Raw genomic sequence first — 14882 nt, forward strand, 5'->3', positions numbered from 1 at the left:
AGCTTTGATAGAGTCGATTTCATGACAACACTGCTGAATTCGCGCCCCGCGCAAAAATTTTCCCATCCGGACATCACGGCCAAAGGCGAACAACGCGCGAGCGTTGATTTTCGCAGCATGAAGACGCTTTGGTTCAACACCGGAACACTGTGCAATATCGAGTGCGTGAACTGCTATATCGAAAGCTCCCCAACGAATGACCGGCTGGTCTATCTGACTCATGCGGACGTCGTGCCATTTCTTGATGAACTTGAGGCGCGTTGGGAAGTTCCGATCGAGGTTGGCTTTACCGGCGGTGAGCCGTTCATGGCGCCGGACATTCTCAACATTCTGGAAGAGACGCTGCAGCGCGGACATGATGTTCTGGTGCTGACCAACGCCATGCAACCCATGATGCGGCCCCGGGTAAAGGAAGGGCTCGCACGCCTGATCGAGCTTTATCGTGATAAGCTCGTGCTTCGCGTCAGTCTCGATCACCATAGCGAAGCGCTGCATGATGAAGAGCGCGGCGCAGGAAGTTATAAACTGACCTGCGCAGGTCTTGAGTGGCTGGCGGAGCAGAACGCACGCGTCGCAATTGCCGGCCGAACCGTCTGGGATGAGGCTGAGGCGACGGCCCGGCAAGGGTATGCTGACCTGTGTCAGCGACTGGGATTGTCGCTCAATGTCAATTCACCGACAGAACTGGTCCTGTTTCCGGAAATGGACCCGTCAAAAGATCCGCCTGAAATCACCACAGATTGCTGGGGGATTCTGAACAAGGATCCGTCGGATATCATGTGCGCCAGTCAGCGCATGGTGGTGAAGCGGAAAGGCGCAGGCAAACCGACCGTTCTGGCCTGTACACTCCTGCCATATGACACCGCGTTCGAACTCGGTGATACGCTGGCAGAGGCCAGCGAGCCGGTCTCCCTTAATCATCCCTACTGTGCGAGCTTCTGTGTTCTCGGTGGTGGTTCCTGTTCTGCATAATTATTGAGTTATTTCGATGAAACACGATCTCGTTAAAGACTATTATGGCTCCACTCTGGCAGGGAGCTGCGATCTGCGGACTGACGCCTGCAGCACGCTGGCCGCCCCCTTGCCTTATGTGCGCAATGCGATTGCTGCTGTGCATGACGACGTTGCAGCCCGTTATTACGGATGCGGTCTTGCCATTCCGGCAGAGCTGGAAGGTCTTTCCGTTCTGGACCTTGGATGCGGGGCAGGGAGAGATGTCTACGCTCTGGCAAAGCTTGTCGGCGAGACCGGGCAGGTTACCGGTGTCGACATGACAGATGAACAGCTGAAGATCGCGCGCGAGCACGAGGCTTGGCATGCTGAACGATTTGGCTTTGCCAAGCCGAATACCCGGTTCGTCCAGGGCTATCTTGAAAAGCTTGATGAGCTCGATCTGAAGCCAGAAAGTTTAGATGTCATTATTTCGAATTGCGTCATCAATCTCTGTACCGACAAACCAGCGGTTTTCCGCGCTGCGCATCGCTTGCTCAAGCCGGGTGGTGAGCTTTACTTCGCTGATGTCTATGCAGACCGGCGCGTGCCGCAGGACCTGGTCGACGATCCAATCCTGTATGGAGAGTGCCTGTCGGGCGCGCTCTATTGGGGCGACTATCAGGCGATTGCGAAAGCCTCAGGTTTTGACGATCCGCGTATCGTGGAGCATCGGCCATTGGGTATTCTGGACCCGGAACTGAAAGCCCGGCTGGCCCCTATTCGGTTTGCCTCCGTGACAGCTCGTCTGATGAAGCTGGAAGGGCTGGAGCCTGCTTGTGAAGATTATGGTCAGGCCGTCATGTACAAAGGCGGCGTTGAGGGAATGGAGCGACTTTTCAAACTCGATGTTGAGCACGTGTTTGAAGTGGGAAAAGTCGAGCCGGTATGCAGCAACACACTCGCCATGATTACCCAAACACGCTTTGCTCAGTACTTTGAGGTCTACGGCGAAGGGGAAACCCATATGGGGGCTTTCCCGGGATGTTACGCCCCCGACGTGTTTGCGCCTGTTGGTGAGCCGTCTTCGACGCCGCTTGTGTCTGGCTGCTGCTGACCGGAACGCTTATTCAGGTTGCGGCCCGTCTTCCTCTGGAGGAGGTGGTGGAGGTCCATCACGACCTTCTCCTGGACCGGCTCTGTCAGATTTTGACCGACGTTCCCGTTTCCATTCTTCCTGTTGCTGGCGTACCGTCTCGATCAGTCGACGGCGTTTCTCCACCGGCATCTCTTCGAGAAGGTCGATCAGGCCGCTGTGCATGCGGTCCCTGAACCCGCCTTCTAGGGCGCGAATGTCGTCGAAAGCCGCCTCAACCGCTGAACGATCAAATGTTTCGGCAGAAATCAGCTCAAGCAGGGTCTGACGCGTGGTTTCGATTTCCTCGCGTTCACCTCGCGTGTTGCGCCACTCTTCGGCAAAGCGTTGCCGCAATTCCATGCGTTCTTCGCGAGACAGTTCGCGCATGGCAGTACGTGCAATCCGCTCTTCAATCGGGCCATGTGGACGCTCGCCATGTGCCTCACGGCGCGGCATGTCGCGTTGATCTGAGGCGAGTTTCCACACACCTGCTGCGATACCGCCAATCAGCGCAGCGTTCAGGCACAGTGAAGCGATCAGGAAAATCGGTAGAGATTTTTTCATTTCAGTCATTCCTATTCGCCCGCCCAGAAGGTTTCATCCATGGAGTAGGATGCAGACGCGACCAGAAAGGCGTCGGCGTCCGCTTCGGTCTGAAGCGAAGCGACCGATTGATAGCCGATCACCAATCCGAAAGTTGCGCAGGCAAAACTGGCGCCAGCCATGGTCAGAACACGCAGATTGAAAATATCGGACAAACGAAAGCGAGGTGATGTCTGTTTCGCGGGTTTGGGTGCCAGATCGAGCAGGCTGGCTTCAAACGCAGCGTCTGGTTCCTCGACAGTGTATTCTGACAGCGCATTGTCCAGCAGGGCGGCATCGGCCAACAGCAAACGAGCGTCTGACGATGTGGCGAGCAATGCCTGAGCGGCTTTGCTCTTTTCGGCTGGCCAGAGGTCCGGTTTCGAACCGTAGAGGTCGAGACAGGTTTCGAATTCATTCAAAGTCATCATCTCACTCCACTTGTCCCATCAGAACCGAACGTTCTGCGCTCAGTGCCTGTCGAAGACTGCGACGCGCCCGGGAGAGCAGGCTTTCGACGGCTTCCACAGAGATTTCCAGTACTTCAGCGGCTTCGATATTGTTCATCTCTTCATAGTGGCTCAGCAAAAGGGCCGCGCGCTGCCTTTCGGGAAGCTCAGCAATCGCGGCCTGAAGGCGAACCTGTCGCTGGCGTGCGAGCATCTGTTCGGGCGGTCCTGGACTGTCATCTTCGCGGTCGGGTGGTTCTGCCATGCCCATTTCACGCTTTTTGCGCAGGCGGTCGTAACATTGATTCAGCGTGACGCGGTGCAGCCAGGTCGAGAACTTGGCATCCTTTTGCACCCATTTATCAGCTTGCTGAAACACCTTCAGAAAAACCTCTTGAGAAACATCTTCCGCGTCTTCACGCGAACCGAGCATGCGTTGCGCGAGAGACAGAACGCGGGACGAGTGTCGGTTGATCAGCAGGGCTGATGCCTGACGATCCCCTTTTGCGCTCCGCTTGAGTAATGCCTCATCGGCGAGCTCCATGACGGTCCTTTCACGTCTTCTGGTGAATCTGCGGCGAACCATTCAGTCCGCCGCAGGGACTTCACAGCTGGAAGCTATTCCTGTTCGTCGGGACGGTCATCCCACTTCCTGGAGTGCTTCTTGCCTTTCCAGTCGCCGCGTTTGTGCTTGCCCATTTTTTCTTTCGCAGCCTGAATTTCGTCGGCATCGATCACGCCATCACCATTGGTGTCGGCCATGTCGAAGCCACGCTTCGGGCGGCTGGCGAATTCATCAGCAGAAATAACGCCGTCGCCATCCTGATCGAGATGCTCGATCATTTTTGCCTGACGACGTTCTTCCATCTTGCGACGCATTTCTTCGCGTTTTGCATCATGGTGCGCGGTCATTTCAGCGCCAGTCACGACACCATCGCCGTCTGCATCCATTTCAGCAAACATGGCAGCGTCATGTGCTTCGATTTCTTCAGCCGTGATCTCGCCGTCCGAGTTCAGGTCGAGCTTGTCCATCATCATTGGGAAGGGACCATGGCCGCGGTCGAAACCACCTCGCTCACGCTTCATCGGGGCGTCCTGAGCAACGGCAACTGCGCCGAAACCAACAGCAAGTGCGCTGGTCATCAGCGTCATTGTCATCAGTGTCTTTTTCATCGGGGTAACTCCTGTCGAAAGTTCTAAGGTTTCCAGCCCTTGTTGACCTTAGAACGTACGATCAGCCCCACTCCGTCGCGCCAGGCTGTATTTTTTTACAGAAAATGTCCCAGACGTCATTTTTTGCCTGCCCGATGGCGGCGCACAACGCGTCGAAATTCTCGTAGGAAAGCGCGCGCGCAGCCCGTCCTTTCAGAACAACAGGCCAGTCTTCGGGTTTTGCAGGACCGTCAAAGGCGACCCGCTGCAAGGAGAGCGTGACCTGCATGTCGTGATAGGTTTTCTTCAGCAGCTCAGCTTCGTCTCCGGTGAAAAGCCCGATCTTGCTGGCATGGCTCAATACGCCTGCAACATCACGTTGCCCCCAGTTTTCATTCGGGCGAATAAGCTGGGCAATCTGTGCCAGAAATTCGATATCGATCATTCCGCCTTTGATCAGCTTGAGGTCGAAGTCGTGTTTGGCCGGGCGATCCTTCAGCAACCGCTCACGCATCTCCCAGCCATCCTTGCAGACCATCGAAATGTCGCGTTCCAGAGACAGAAGCGCTTCTTTCTCGGTGGCGATTTCGTTCATCAGCTCCGGGTCGCCTGCAACGGGACGCAAACGGGTCAGCGCCATATGCTCCCACGTCCAGGCGTCCTTGCGATAATACTCGGCAAAGGCAGGAAAGCGTACGGCGACCGGGCCAGCGCGCCCGGACGGACGCAGCTGCATGTCTGCCTCATAGAGCAGGCCTTCTTCGGTTTGCGCAGACAGGGCCGTGATCAGGCGCTGCGTGGCCCGTGTGAAGAATTGTGTGGCTGACTGACCGTCATCCGGTTTGAAGATCACCATCAGATCAAGATCAGAGTTCGAGGTCAGATCCTGACTGCCGAGCTTGCCGAGACCGCAAATGGCCCATCGGCCAGGTGCCGGGCCGAGGCCCTGTTCCACATAGCGGAGTGTGACCGGCGTCAGAGCCTGAATGCAGGTGTCAGCCAGTCTGGTAAAGGCGAGGCCTGCCTGGTTGGCGTAGCGCGGCTCCTGAAGCATTTTGAACTTCACGCGGAAATGGGCGTCGTGAAAATTGCGGCGCACTTCATTCATCGCGCCTTCGAAGTCATCGATCAGGTCTGTGCGAACCTCGCGAATAGCTTCGATATGACCGCAAGAGTCTTCGAGAATGGGGGCAGCAAACCCGCCATCGAGTAGGGCTTCGAGGAGTTCCGGGCGATTGGCGAGATCACGTGCCAGACGTGGGGCGACCGAAAAGATCTCGATCAGATCGGTCAGAATCGCAGGGTTCGCAGCCAGCAACGACAGCGACTGAATACCGGATGAAAGTCCGCCTAGAAATGTGCGAAGGCCTTCAAATGCGGTGTCCGGATTGCCGGTTTCTGCCATCAGCTTGAACAGGCGCCGCTCCACAGCCGTCAGGAGCTGGCGCGAGCGTGTCGAACGCGTCGCGCGTATGCCGCCCCGGTGCCAGACCTGAAAGTCTGAAATGATCTGCGATGGGTTGGAGAAGCCGAGCCCTTTCAGTGTTTCCACCGTTTCCGGGTCTTCATCGACGCCTGTAAAGACCAGATTGCCCTCAACGCCGGACAATTGCTTGGTCTCCTTGAACAGCTCGGAGAAATAGTCGTGCACGCAAATGCGTAGCGCGCGCACCTCTGCGTCAAAATCCTTCAGCGTATCAAAACCGCAAAGAGCTGCGACGCGGTCGCGATACTCGTCCTGCTCTTTCAGCGTGTGCGTATGTTCATCATTCAGCATCTGAATGCGGTGCTCGATCCCGCGCAGACGCGCATAGATCGCGCACAGGTCATCAGCCGTTTTCTGGTCGGTATGGCCAGCCTCGGCGAGCTGTTGCAGCACATCGACCGTACGCTTGCCGCGCAGTTCCGGCGTCCGTCCGCCATGGATGAGTTGCTGCGTTTGGGCAAAAAACTCGATTTCCCGTATGCCGCCGCGGCCGAGCTTTACGTCAAAGGCAGGATTGTCGAGCCCCTGATGGCCGCCATGGGAGTGGATTTGCTGTTTGATCGCACGAATGTCTTCAATCGCCCAGAAATCGAGATGGCGGCGCCAGACGAAAGGCTCCAGCGTATCGAGAAAGGCATTGGCCGCATCCGGATCGCCCGCACAGGGGCGCGCCTTGATATAGGCCATGCGCTCCCAGTTCTGGCCGGAATTTTCGTAATAGAGTTCAGCGGAGCTCGTCGAAATCGCAACCGGGGTTGATCGCGGATCCGGACGCAAACGCAGATCCACCCGCAACACATAGCCATGCTCGGTCTGTTGCTCGAGCAATTGCGACATGTGCTGAATGATCCGTCGCGCTGCATCGCCCGCCGTCCGGGAGGCCGCAGGGAACAGATCCGGGTCAAACATCGCCACCAGGTCGACATCGCTGGAATAATTCAGTTCGTGTGCACCAAGCTTGCCAAGTGCCAGAACGAACAGGCCGGGCAGGGGCGCTTGCGGATCGTCCCAGCTGATCCAGCCAGACTGCGCCGCCTTCCAGCAGGCCATTCGCAGCGCCGATTCAATGGCTGCGTCTGCAAATTCCGAGAACGACCTGGTTACGGGTGCCCAGTCCCACTTGCATCCAAGGTCCAGATTCGCGAGCGCGAGGTGAATGTCGGATTTGGCCAGGCGCAGTGCTTTCAGGCCGTCTGCTTCCGGCGTATCATACGGGACGCTCGCCGCCTTTATGGCATTTCGCACGCAGTCTTCGCCGTCAGAAGATGCAAGGCATTCAATGGCGTCCGGGCGCGTCCGGCACAGACGCGACAGATAGGGAGATTGCGCCAGAGCGTTGGCCAGCGCAGGCAGCTTCTCAAGTCCTGGGGCCTCGACCAGATTTTGTTCCGTGGCGCGAGGCGGCGCAAGTTCGAACATCAGTTTCCTCCCTGAGTCGCGCTTGTCTGTGACAGGCGACGGGGCAGGGATCAAGTTCTAACGCGCGCCAATCAGCCCGGAACTTTGAACGTCTCCAATACATCCGGACCCACGCGGACCGGCTTTTTGGTTTCCGCATCTACCTGACACCAGTCAATTCGCGAGAAGGAAGAGAATTTCTTTGCTCCCGGCTTGCGAATGTCGACGAAGCGTTCGAAGCGCGGGCCGCGCGCCCGGCCGAGCCAGGTACGGGCTTCGACCGTTTCACCCGGCCAGACCGCATCACGATAGTCGATTTCGTGGCGCAGCATGACGAAGACGTATTTGTTGTGCAGCTGATCAGGAGCAACAACATCCCAGTGTGCGACGGAAATATACTCAACCCAGCGCACATAGACGGAATTGTTAACGTGTCCCAGAACATCAAAATCTTCTGGCTCAGGCGTGATCGGTCGCATAAAGGCGGTTTCGAAATCGACAGCTCCGACGCCTTCAGGAAGATCAGTCATGATAGTCTCCTCTCACAAGCCTGCTTTGGGCTGGACAAGCACCCTGTGTAAAGAGCAAGAGAGCGGAAATGAGTGAAAAAGACGAACCGACTTCAAAGAACCCGTTTCGGGAAGCCATTCTCGAGCAGATTGCGCAGCGCGATGCCAAGGACGGACGTACGATCAGCCCTGAGGACGCCGCGCGTGCAGTTTCGGCCCAGCATTGGCACAAACTGCTGAAGGATGTGAAAGCTGAAGCCATCCGCATGGCGCAAGCCGGGGAAATTGCCATTTATCGCAAAGGCAAGCCTGTCGATCCGACCGACTTCAAAGGCGTATATCGATTGGGCAGAGCTTATAATGCAGATTAGTTTACGCTTGTACGCGAAAAAGCTTTTGTAGAACTGATAGCGCCGTGCCTTGTTCTGTGGAGATTACTTGATCACGAAAGGAGAGAGTATCTTCGTCGTTCGTATTTAAAAGGGTGTTTGCTTCTTCGTCTTGTGTTTCAAATCGACTGTACACGTCACCTCTCTCATTAAAAATCTCAATAATATTTCCTGCTTGAACCCAGCTTACTTCGTTAACTCCGTTTCGAGATTCTTTTTTTATTGTACCGTCTTCAAGAAATTGCATCTTTGTGAATCCGTGTCTCCCCTTTGATTTTAGATATTGCTCTGGAGAAAAAACAAAAAAGTATTCTTTTGATGTTATTGAATTAAATATTTTTGATCGTTTCTTTCGTTTCATTTCGTTTGCCGCTGAAATTGATCCGAATATTGCTACTGCTCCTAGTAACGACAGAAATAAGAAAAATATTATTATTATTAATGTTGTGGCAGACTTGGGTGCCATCTCGCCTAGAAAGTTTCTTAAGAACTTTGTATTGTTGGACGTAATTAAAAACGCCAGCATAAAACATAGCGAAATTAAAGAGCTCAAAAGATGATCTATTTTGAAAGATATGGTGTTTCTTACTGTAGATATTTGGAGTGTCCAAAATATTTGTATCTGTATCAAATAATAAAAAGAAATGAAAAAGAATATTACATCAAGGAAATCGGTATTTTTTATTGATATGCCGAAAGCAGAAGATGTCGAGTCGATTCCTACGACAAGAAAAAGTAATAAAATCCCGCTGTTTGCCAAGAGGTAACGCTTAGCTCTTTGGTACAGTACGCTAGTCTCTTGATGTGATTCCATACCAATCATTCCATCGGGTATAAACTTCGATGTAAATCATAGGGCATAAGATCGGATTTTAGCAATCCCAGCGTGCAAAGATCGCCGTTGGCAGATTCACATCTCGCCCGGCCTCGGGAATGACCATTTCACCGGCTGTGATAACACCGCCGAGCCCATCAAGGTGATCACGCAGAGATTGGGCCAGTGCGAGATAGGAAAGCCGAACGGCATACACCGTCGAGGTAATGAAAAGCGGCTCATCGGAAAGCGTTTCGCGGCAGAGCTCCAACAACTCCGGCAGATTTTCTTCCAGTCGCCAGGTCTCATTCTTTGGCCCACGACCGAATTTTGGCGGGTCGAGCACAATGGCATCATACTTGTTGCCACGTCGCACCTCGCGCCGCATGAACTTCATGGCGTCATCACTGATCCATCGGATCGGTTTGTCAGAAAGCCCAGAAAGTACCTGATTGTCCCGGCCATAACCGATGGATTTCGGGGATGCGTCGAGATGCGTGACTTCCGCGCCGGCCGCTGCCGCTGCGAGGCTCATCATGCCCGTATATCCAAACAGGTTGAGCAGCTTGATCGGGCGACCAGCAGTCTGGATTTTTTCCATGGCGTGGCGCCAGTGAACCGAGTGTTCCTGAAACACACCCATATGACGGAACGCGGTGCGGCGAACGTCAAATTGCAAATCCCGCCAGCTCATGCGCCAGACGTCCGGCAGGCTCTGGCTTTTCAATTGCCATTTGCCGCGCTCATCATCGCCGGATGCAGAAAACACAGCATCTGCATTCCAGTTTTCGATCGGTGATGCCGGCATCCAGAAGGCTTGCGGGTCCGGCCGGTCAACCGTTTGGCTGCCAAACCGCTCGAGTTTTCGGCCATTGCCGGAGTCGAGCAGCTGGTAATCGGTCCAGTCATCCGCCTTGAGCAGAGTGGGGTTCGAAATCTGCGGTGTACCCGTCATGTGAAATCATAGCCTCGCTTTTGCAGGGCGGCATAAATCATAAGTGCGGTCGCAATGCCAACATTGAGGGAATCGGCGCCCTCGCGCATTGGAATGCGTGAAAGCGTATCGCAGGCGGCTTCAACATGTGGCGGAAGTCCGCTCTGTTCATTTCCCATCAGGATCAGCGTTGCGTCTCCATAATCGGCTTCATGATGAGCGACGGTTCCGTTCATGCTCGCGGCAATCATCGGAATGCCGGTGTCCTGTTTCCAGCTCAGAAATTCGTCTTCGCTGGCGAAATAGATCGGCATGGCGAAGAGAGAGCCCATGCTCGCACGTACCGCTTCCAGACTGTAAAGATCGCAACAGTCGCCGATCAGAATGACACCCTGAACGCCTGCGAAGTCAGAGGTGCGCAGGATTGTACCCAGATTGCCCGGATCACGGATCTGGTAGAGGCCGACAAATGTTCCCGAAGCCACGTCCTGTTTTGTGAGTTCGGAAAGCGGGCGATATTTTGGACGGAAGGTTGCCAGCAGCGTCTGCGGGTTTTCCTTGCGCGCGATGGAACCCAGAAGGCGATCATTGACGAGGAGCGGTCGAGCGCCCTTGTTCTCAGCCTGGTGGATCAGCTCCTGGCTGGCCGGTCTTGATTGTCCATCCGGTCCGAAGATAACGGTGACCGGTTCCCACTCATGAGCCAGGGCTTCACTGATAAGGCGCGCACCTTCCGCCAGAAACGCATTCTGTTCGCGTCGGCCTTTCTTGCGCTCCAGACTCTTGAGCGCTTTAACCTGTGGATTGGACGCGCTTGTGATCGCAACCAGATCCTGAGACTGTGGCGGTCTTGACGAATGTGTCATAAGTTTGCCTGCTTTCACTGCGAGTCCGGACCAGCAGACGCAAGGCGATCACGATTCGCCTGCGCATACATTGGGGATAACAACACCGACCATGACATGGCACAGACGAACGATACTGGATCTGATCCTGATACCGGTTGGTCTGATCGCAATGGCTTGGCTGTGTTGGTTCGCGATATATGCTGGACCGCACCGGGCTGACAAGATTGAAGCCGAATTGAGTGAAAAAGCACACGCTGCACTCGATCATCCGGACTTTGCCTGGGCCAATGTCGAAGTCACCGGTCAGAAAGCCATTATTTCCGGTGAAGCGCCTTTGCGGGAACTGGAAGCGCGTGCCATTCGGCGCGTGAAACAGGCGTCCGGACAGGGCGGCTTCTTCTGGGGCGGGATCACCCGCGTCGAGAATGCGATACAGCTTTTGCCAGCTCAGGATGATTACGTTTTTCGCGCCGAACATCAGAACAATCAGCTCACGCTGACAGGCTTTTTGCCGTCACTGGCCGCGCGTGACCGCATTATGCAAACACTCAATGCTCTTGGCAGGACGGAGCGTCATATCCGGGATGAAACCCGTTTTGCAGAAGGTGTCCCTGATGGCGACTGGCTCGGAACGGCTGAGCTGGGTCTGACGCAGATTTTGCGCATTCCGGACGGTGAGATGATCCTTGCGAACAAGCGCCTTACACTCATTGGACAGGCGCCAACACCAGAAATTCGCGCATCCATTCTGCATAAACTCACACGTCCACCGTCCGGATACGCTGCAGATGGCATGTTGCAGGGGCGTATGGTCTGGTCAGCCGTGCTCGAAGGCGATCAGCTTCGCTTTTCAGGTGCCGTGCCGGACGCTGCCGACCGGACGCAGATTGCGGAACTTGCCGAGCGCTTTTTTGCCGGCGAAATCATCAATGATATGGGCATCAAGCCCATGGAGAGCAGAAGCTGGGTCCTGGGTGTGCAATCCGTTCTGCCGAATTTCGTGAACTTTCAGTCGGGATACATCACTTATTACGGTGACGACTTGCTGATTGAGGGCGAGGCAACCGAATCCGTACTGGATTATCTGCGCGAGGACACATTGCGTGCCGAAGCCCTGGTCAATTTCCGGATCGAGGCGCAGCCTGCTTCTGTGCCGCTGGATGCCTTTGCGACGCTTCGACTGGATGAACGTCCGGATCGCGCGACCTGTCAGGCTGCACTTCAGGAAGCTGAATCCAATGGACCACTCATTTTCGAAGAACGCGATGACATGCTCGGACGTGAGAGCGCCCTGGTGATGGATGCGATCCTCACAGTTATGCGCCGTTGCGACGACCAAGTGTTTGAAATTTCAGCATATCAACAGTCGAACGGGCGTGCGATTGCCACCCAAAAGCTCACCGAAGCGAGACAGCAAAGCTTTGTCGACTATTTCATTGCTCGTGGAGTTCCGTTAAACCAGATTGACGTGGAACCGGTTATGGCCGATCAGGCAGCGCCGGAATGGCGGCTTGGGGATGAATTAAACCGCCAGATCCGTGTTCGGTTGAGGGAGTGACCAATGGTAGAGTTGTTGTCCACCATGTGGATCTATCTGGCTGGCGCCGGCGCGATAGGTCTCATTCTGGGGTGGGCATTTCGTGGCGCGTTTTTGCCACGGCCAAAATCAATCAATGTTGAAGTTCCGGTTCGTGAACCGCGCGACACAGAGCTGAGCGACGATCAGAAGCAGGCTCTCGAACGAGCGGAAAGAGCGGATGCGGCTGTTGCGGATCTGGAAGCCCGGTTGAAAGAAACTGCAGAGCGTGATGCGCAATTGCAGGCGGAAATCAATCAGGCGAAATTTGTGATTGATGAGCTGGAAGCTCAGTTGAACGCGGCAAGTCAGTCAGCGCCAGCGAGCGCAGAGTCTGCTTCAGAAGCTGATGACACCGATGCCCAGACCCTGTTTGAGGACGATCAGTCGGAGAATGACGATGAGGCGGTGACCTTCACGAATGATCCAGCGCTTGAATGGCGTGAGAAATACCTGAAGGCGCGTGTCTATTTTCTCGAAGATCAGCTGAAGGCCGCGAAAGAAGACGCTGAATCGTCTGACATGGCCAAGCCTGAAGCAGAGCCAATGTCGGCACCAGAGCCAATGGTTGTGCCGGTTGCAGAACCAATTGCTGATCCCGTGCTTGTGCAGGAACTTGAAACCGCCAAGGCACGCCTCGCCGAAGTGGAACCGGTTTTGAAAGAAGTGCCGGATCTGGTGAACAAGATCGAGCGCCTCCATGATGAGCTGGAGCGCGCCCATTCGATCAATGACGCGCTGAAAGCAAAAGAGCACGCTCAGCCAGCGACATCAGAGACACCGCAGCTTGGTCGTCTGAAATGGCAGAACCGATATCTGCAGGCACGTATTACCCATCTTGAGGCGAATGCGTCATCTGTTGAGACGGAAGCCGCTTTGCCCGTTCCAAAACAACCGGCTCCGCTTCCGGTTGCCAATAATGAGCTTGCCGAACTGAAGGCAGAGCTGGCGCGTATGGCTGCGGCAGATGGTTCTACGGAGCAGGAGCTGACCAAGCTACGCTGGCGCAATCGCTATCTGGAAGGACGGGTCAAATATCTCGAGGCGGCTGCTCTGGATGAAGAGAGCGAAGCAGATGATTCTGTTTTGCCAGCTGAGGCCAGCGCGACCCCCGTCACGATCGTTGAGGACGGCGAACCGGCTGATGACATTCCTGAAGAAGAAGGTGTGTTCGAGCAGGACGCCTTTGTCGATGACAGCGAGGAAGTTCGTCCGCCATCGCTTGATACGCCGCGTGGTGGGAAGCCGGATGATTTGAAAAAGATCGGTGGTATCGGTCCGAAAATCGAAGGCATTTTGCACGAATTGGGCATTTTTCACTTCGATCAGATTGCGAATTGGTCCAAGGGTGAAACGCAATGGATTGATAATTACCTGAGATTTCAGGGGCGCGTGCAACAGGAAGACTGGGTCGAACAGGCCCGTGATCTTGGAAGCTCGAATGCCAGCAGCTAGGTCAGAGCCTGCTTAAATATCGGAATTTGAAAAGCAGTCCCCGGACTGCTTTTTTATTGGGGGTTTTGATGCAGGATGAGGAAAGGCTCTCGAAGTTTATCGGCCTCGCCATCCTCTTCGCGCTTTTCGGCACGGACATTGTCTATGAGCTGATCTTTCAGACCCTCAACCTTTTACACTGGGCCACGGGCAATGATGCGATCGGTGCCCTGCTGTCAGCCTTGTTTGAGGCGTCCGCGATCAGTGACGTGTTCTGGGGGCTGGTCATGCTGGCGACAGCCGCGCTGGCTTACTGGTTCATCCGGCAGTTCCGACTGACCTATCTGGTCGCAAACCCAGGGCGGACGGACCCGAAGATGTTGGTCGTCATTTTGCTGGTCGTGCTCTTCGATTATGTTGGCAGCTTCGGTCTGGCGAATTTCTTCTACTGGATCACCGGGCAGACTGATGCCGATATCTACAGGCCCGGTTATGAGTATGAGCTCACCTGGTCGCTCTTGCCGTCAGATCTGTTTCTTGGCGTTGTCGCGGCGCCGATCAGCGAGGAGTTTCTCTTTCGCGGTGTGCTGATGGGCGTCCTGTTCGCTCGCGGATGGAAACCGGCGCCGGCCATCCTGTTCAGCGCAGCACTGTTCGCCCTCTCTCACGTGCAATATCAGCCAATTGGTGTGATTGTTGTGTTCTTTTCAGGGTGCCTGCTGGGGCTGCTGCGATGGTATTCCGGAGGATTATGGGTACCGATCATCGCGCATGCGCTCATCAATGCCATTATCACTTGCGGTGATGTCTGGGGGCTTGTCTACGGCGCTTCGGAGGCCTGATCCTTTGACTTGTTTGCCAGCGCAGCAGCATTTGCATCCCAGTTAACCCCGTCGAACGCGTTGATTTCGACAGATTCAAAGCCGTAGGGATCGTCCAGACATCGCCAGGTCACAGCGACACCATCCGGATTGGATCGTGGAATGTAGAAGCTCTTCACACCGCATTTCGAGCAGAATTTATGTTGCGCAACACCGGTGTTGAACGAGTAGTTGGTCAGAGCATCTTCGCCACACAACATGCGAAAACGATTGGCCGGGACGATGATGTGCGCATTCTGCGTCTTGAGACAGACCGAGCAATTACAGTCCTCGACTTCAATGCGGTCGGGCAATAGCACTTCGAAGCGTACGGCCCTGCAGTGACAGCCACCCGCGTGCCATTTCATCGATTGCTCCGACAT

The 14882-nt window shown here is 55.0% G+C and carries 16 protein-coding genes; 6 read left to right on the forward strand and 10 right to left on the reverse strand.

What is annotated here, in order from left to right:
- Nucleotides 1-21: 21 nt before the first annotated feature.
- Nucleotides 22-972, forward strand: coding sequence for a radical SAM protein (locus tag ACFQDM_RS00980; protein WP_377374286.1), 951 nt, complete (start codon nt 22-24; stop codon nt 970-972).
- A 16-nt stretch (nt 973-988) separates the two neighbouring features.
- Complete coding sequence (locus ACFQDM_RS00985) at nt 989-2047, forward strand: methyltransferase domain-containing protein (RefSeq protein ID WP_377374288.1); 1059 nt, start codon at nt 989-991, stop codon at nt 2045-2047.
- Between the two features lie 9 nt (nt 2048-2056).
- On the opposite strand, the gene ACFQDM_RS00990 is transcribed toward ACFQDM_RS00985, so the two are convergent.
- The 6 genes from ACFQDM_RS00990 to ACFQDM_RS01015 all read right to left on the reverse strand — a co-directional run bounded on the left by ACFQDM_RS00990 (nt 2057) and on the right by ACFQDM_RS01015 (nt 7665).
- A complete protein-coding gene (locus ACFQDM_RS00990) occupies nt 2057-2641 on the reverse strand; it encodes a periplasmic heavy metal sensor (protein ID WP_377374290.1) in 585 nt (194 codons plus the stop codon).
- Nucleotides 2642-2643: 2 nt separating this feature from the next.
- A complete protein-coding gene (locus ACFQDM_RS00995) occupies nt 2644-3078 on the reverse strand; it encodes a hypothetical protein (RefSeq protein WP_377374293.1) in 435 nt (144 codons plus the stop codon).
- 4 nt (nt 3079-3082) lie between these two features.
- Nucleotides 3083-3643, reverse strand: a complete 561-nt coding sequence (locus ACFQDM_RS01000; protein ID WP_377374296.1) for an RNA polymerase sigma factor — start codon at nt 3641-3643, stop codon at nt 3083-3085.
- A 74-nt stretch (nt 3644-3717) separates the two neighbouring features.
- Nucleotides 3718-4272, reverse strand: a complete 555-nt coding sequence (locus tag ACFQDM_RS01005; protein WP_377374298.1) for an EF-hand domain-containing protein — start codon at nt 4270-4272, stop codon at nt 3718-3720.
- Nucleotides 4273-4333: 61 nt separating this feature from the next.
- Nucleotides 4334-7156 carry a bifunctional [glutamine synthetase] adenylyltransferase/[glutamine synthetase]-adenylyl-L-tyrosine phosphorylase gene (locus tag ACFQDM_RS01010; RefSeq protein WP_377374301.1) on the reverse strand — a complete coding sequence of 941 codons (2823 nt, stop codon included), beginning with the start codon at nt 7154-7156 and terminating at the stop codon, nt 4334-4336.
- Between the two features lie 71 nt (nt 7157-7227).
- Nucleotides 7228-7665, reverse strand: a complete 438-nt coding sequence (locus ACFQDM_RS01015) for an acyl-CoA thioesterase (protein ID WP_377374304.1) — start codon at nt 7663-7665, stop codon at nt 7228-7230.
- 68 nt (nt 7666-7733) lie between these two features.
- Here ACFQDM_RS01015 and ACFQDM_RS01020 point away from each other — a divergent pair, with 68 nt between their 5' ends.
- Nucleotides 7734-8015 (forward strand): DUF3253 domain-containing protein, encoded by a 282-nt coding sequence (locus tag ACFQDM_RS01020; protein WP_377374307.1) that lies wholly within the window; start codon nt 7734-7736, stop codon nt 8013-8015.
- A gap of 1 nt (nt 8016) precedes the next feature.
- Here the strand turns inward: ACFQDM_RS01020 and ACFQDM_RS01025 are convergent, their stop codons facing one another.
- From ACFQDM_RS01025 to ACFQDM_RS01035, 3 genes are read right to left on the reverse strand one after another with little or no spacing between them, the layout of a single operon-like run.
- Complete coding sequence (locus ACFQDM_RS01025; protein ID WP_377374310.1) at nt 8017-8847, reverse strand: hypothetical protein; 831 nt, start codon at nt 8845-8847, stop codon at nt 8017-8019.
- Between the two features lie 58 nt (nt 8848-8905).
- Nucleotides 8906-9802 (reverse strand): class I SAM-dependent methyltransferase, encoded by an 897-nt coding sequence (locus tag ACFQDM_RS01030; RefSeq protein ID WP_377374313.1) that lies wholly within the window; start codon nt 9800-9802, stop codon nt 8906-8908.
- Nucleotides 9799-10647 carry a TrmH family RNA methyltransferase gene (locus ACFQDM_RS01035; protein WP_377374315.1) on the reverse strand — a complete coding sequence of 283 codons (849 nt, stop codon included), beginning with the start codon at nt 10645-10647 and terminating at the stop codon, nt 9799-9801. Before ACFQDM_RS01035 ends, ACFQDM_RS01030 begins: the two co-directional genes overlap by 4 nt.
- 91 nt (nt 10648-10738) lie before the next feature.
- Here ACFQDM_RS01035 and ACFQDM_RS01040 point away from each other — a divergent pair, with 91 nt between their 5' ends.
- The 3 genes from ACFQDM_RS01040 (at nt 10739) to ACFQDM_RS01050 (ending at nt 14481) form a co-directional block, all read left to right on the forward strand.
- Complete coding sequence (locus tag ACFQDM_RS01040; protein ID WP_377374316.1) at nt 10739-12187, forward strand: hypothetical protein; 1449 nt, start codon at nt 10739-10741, stop codon at nt 12185-12187.
- 3 nt (nt 12188-12190) lie between these two features.
- Entirely contained in the window at nt 12191-13660 is a 1470-nt protein-coding gene (locus ACFQDM_RS01045) for a hypothetical protein (RefSeq protein WP_377374317.1), read from the forward strand.
- Nucleotides 13661-13728: 68 nt separating this feature from the next.
- Entirely contained in the window at nt 13729-14481 is a 753-nt protein-coding gene (locus tag ACFQDM_RS01050; protein WP_377374320.1) for a CPBP family intramembrane glutamic endopeptidase, read from the forward strand.
- On the opposite strand, the gene ACFQDM_RS01055 is transcribed toward ACFQDM_RS01050, so the two are convergent.
- On the reverse strand, nt 14460-14882 hold the full coding sequence (locus ACFQDM_RS01055) for a GFA family protein (protein ID WP_377374323.1): 423 nt from the start codon (nt 14880-14882) through the stop codon (nt 14460-14462). The genes ACFQDM_RS01050 and ACFQDM_RS01055 overlap by 22 nt on opposite strands.

The organism is Ponticaulis profundi, from assembly GCF_042659465.1.
Taxonomy (GTDB): Bacteria; Pseudomonadota; Alphaproteobacteria; order Caulobacterales; family Hyphomonadaceae; genus Ponticaulis; species Ponticaulis profundi.

Excerpts from the sequence above, each read along its gene's own strand:
- ACFQDM_RS00980 (WP_377374286.1), top strand. The coding sequence starts at position 22 with ATGACAACACTGCTGAATTCGCGCCCCGCGCAAAAATTTTCCCATCCG.
- ACFQDM_RS00985 (WP_377374288.1), top strand. The coding sequence starts at position 989 with ATGAAACACGATCTCGTTAAAGACTATTATGGCTCCACTCTGGCAGGG.
- ACFQDM_RS00990 (WP_377374290.1), bottom strand. The coding sequence starts at position 2,641 with ATGACTGAAATGAAAAAATCTCTACCGATTTTCCTGATCGCTTCACTG.
- ACFQDM_RS00995 (WP_377374293.1), bottom strand. The coding sequence starts at position 3,078 with ATGACTTTGAATGAATTCGAAACCTGTCTCGACCTCTACGGTTCGAAA.
- ACFQDM_RS01000 (WP_377374296.1), bottom strand. The coding sequence starts at position 3,643 with ATGGAGCTCGCCGATGAGGCATTACTCAAGCGGAGCGCAAAAGGGGAT.
- ACFQDM_RS01005 (WP_377374298.1), bottom strand. The coding sequence starts at position 4,272 with ATGAAAAAGACACTGATGACAATGACGCTGATGACCAGCGCACTTGCT.
- ACFQDM_RS01010 (WP_377374301.1), bottom strand. The coding sequence starts at position 7,156 with ATGTTCGAACTTGCGCCGCCTCGCGCCACGGAACAAAATCTGGTCGAG.
- ACFQDM_RS01015 (WP_377374304.1), bottom strand. The coding sequence starts at position 7,665 with ATGACTGATCTTCCTGAAGGCGTCGGAGCTGTCGATTTCGAAACCGCC.
- ACFQDM_RS01020 (WP_377374307.1), top strand. The coding sequence starts at position 7,734 with ATGAGTGAAAAAGACGAACCGACTTCAAAGAACCCGTTTCGGGAAGCC.
- ACFQDM_RS01025 (WP_377374310.1), bottom strand. The coding sequence starts at position 8,847 with ATGGAATCACATCAAGAGACTAGCGTACTGTACCAAAGAGCTAAGCGT.
- ACFQDM_RS01030 (WP_377374313.1), bottom strand. The coding sequence starts at position 9,802 with ATGACGGGTACACCGCAGATTTCGAACCCCACTCTGCTCAAGGCGGAT.
- ACFQDM_RS01035 (WP_377374315.1), bottom strand. The coding sequence starts at position 10,647 with ATGACACATTCGTCAAGACCGCCACAGTCTCAGGATCTGGTTGCGATC.
- ACFQDM_RS01040 (WP_377374316.1), top strand. The coding sequence starts at position 10,739 with ATGACATGGCACAGACGAACGATACTGGATCTGATCCTGATACCGGTT.
- ACFQDM_RS01045 (WP_377374317.1), top strand. The coding sequence starts at position 12,191 with ATGGTAGAGTTGTTGTCCACCATGTGGATCTATCTGGCTGGCGCCGGC.
- ACFQDM_RS01050 (WP_377374320.1), top strand. The coding sequence starts at position 13,729 with ATGCAGGATGAGGAAAGGCTCTCGAAGTTTATCGGCCTCGCCATCCTC.
- ACFQDM_RS01055 (WP_377374323.1), bottom strand. The coding sequence starts at position 14,882 with ATGTCGGAGCAATCGATGAAATGGCACGCGGGTGGCTGTCACTGCAGG.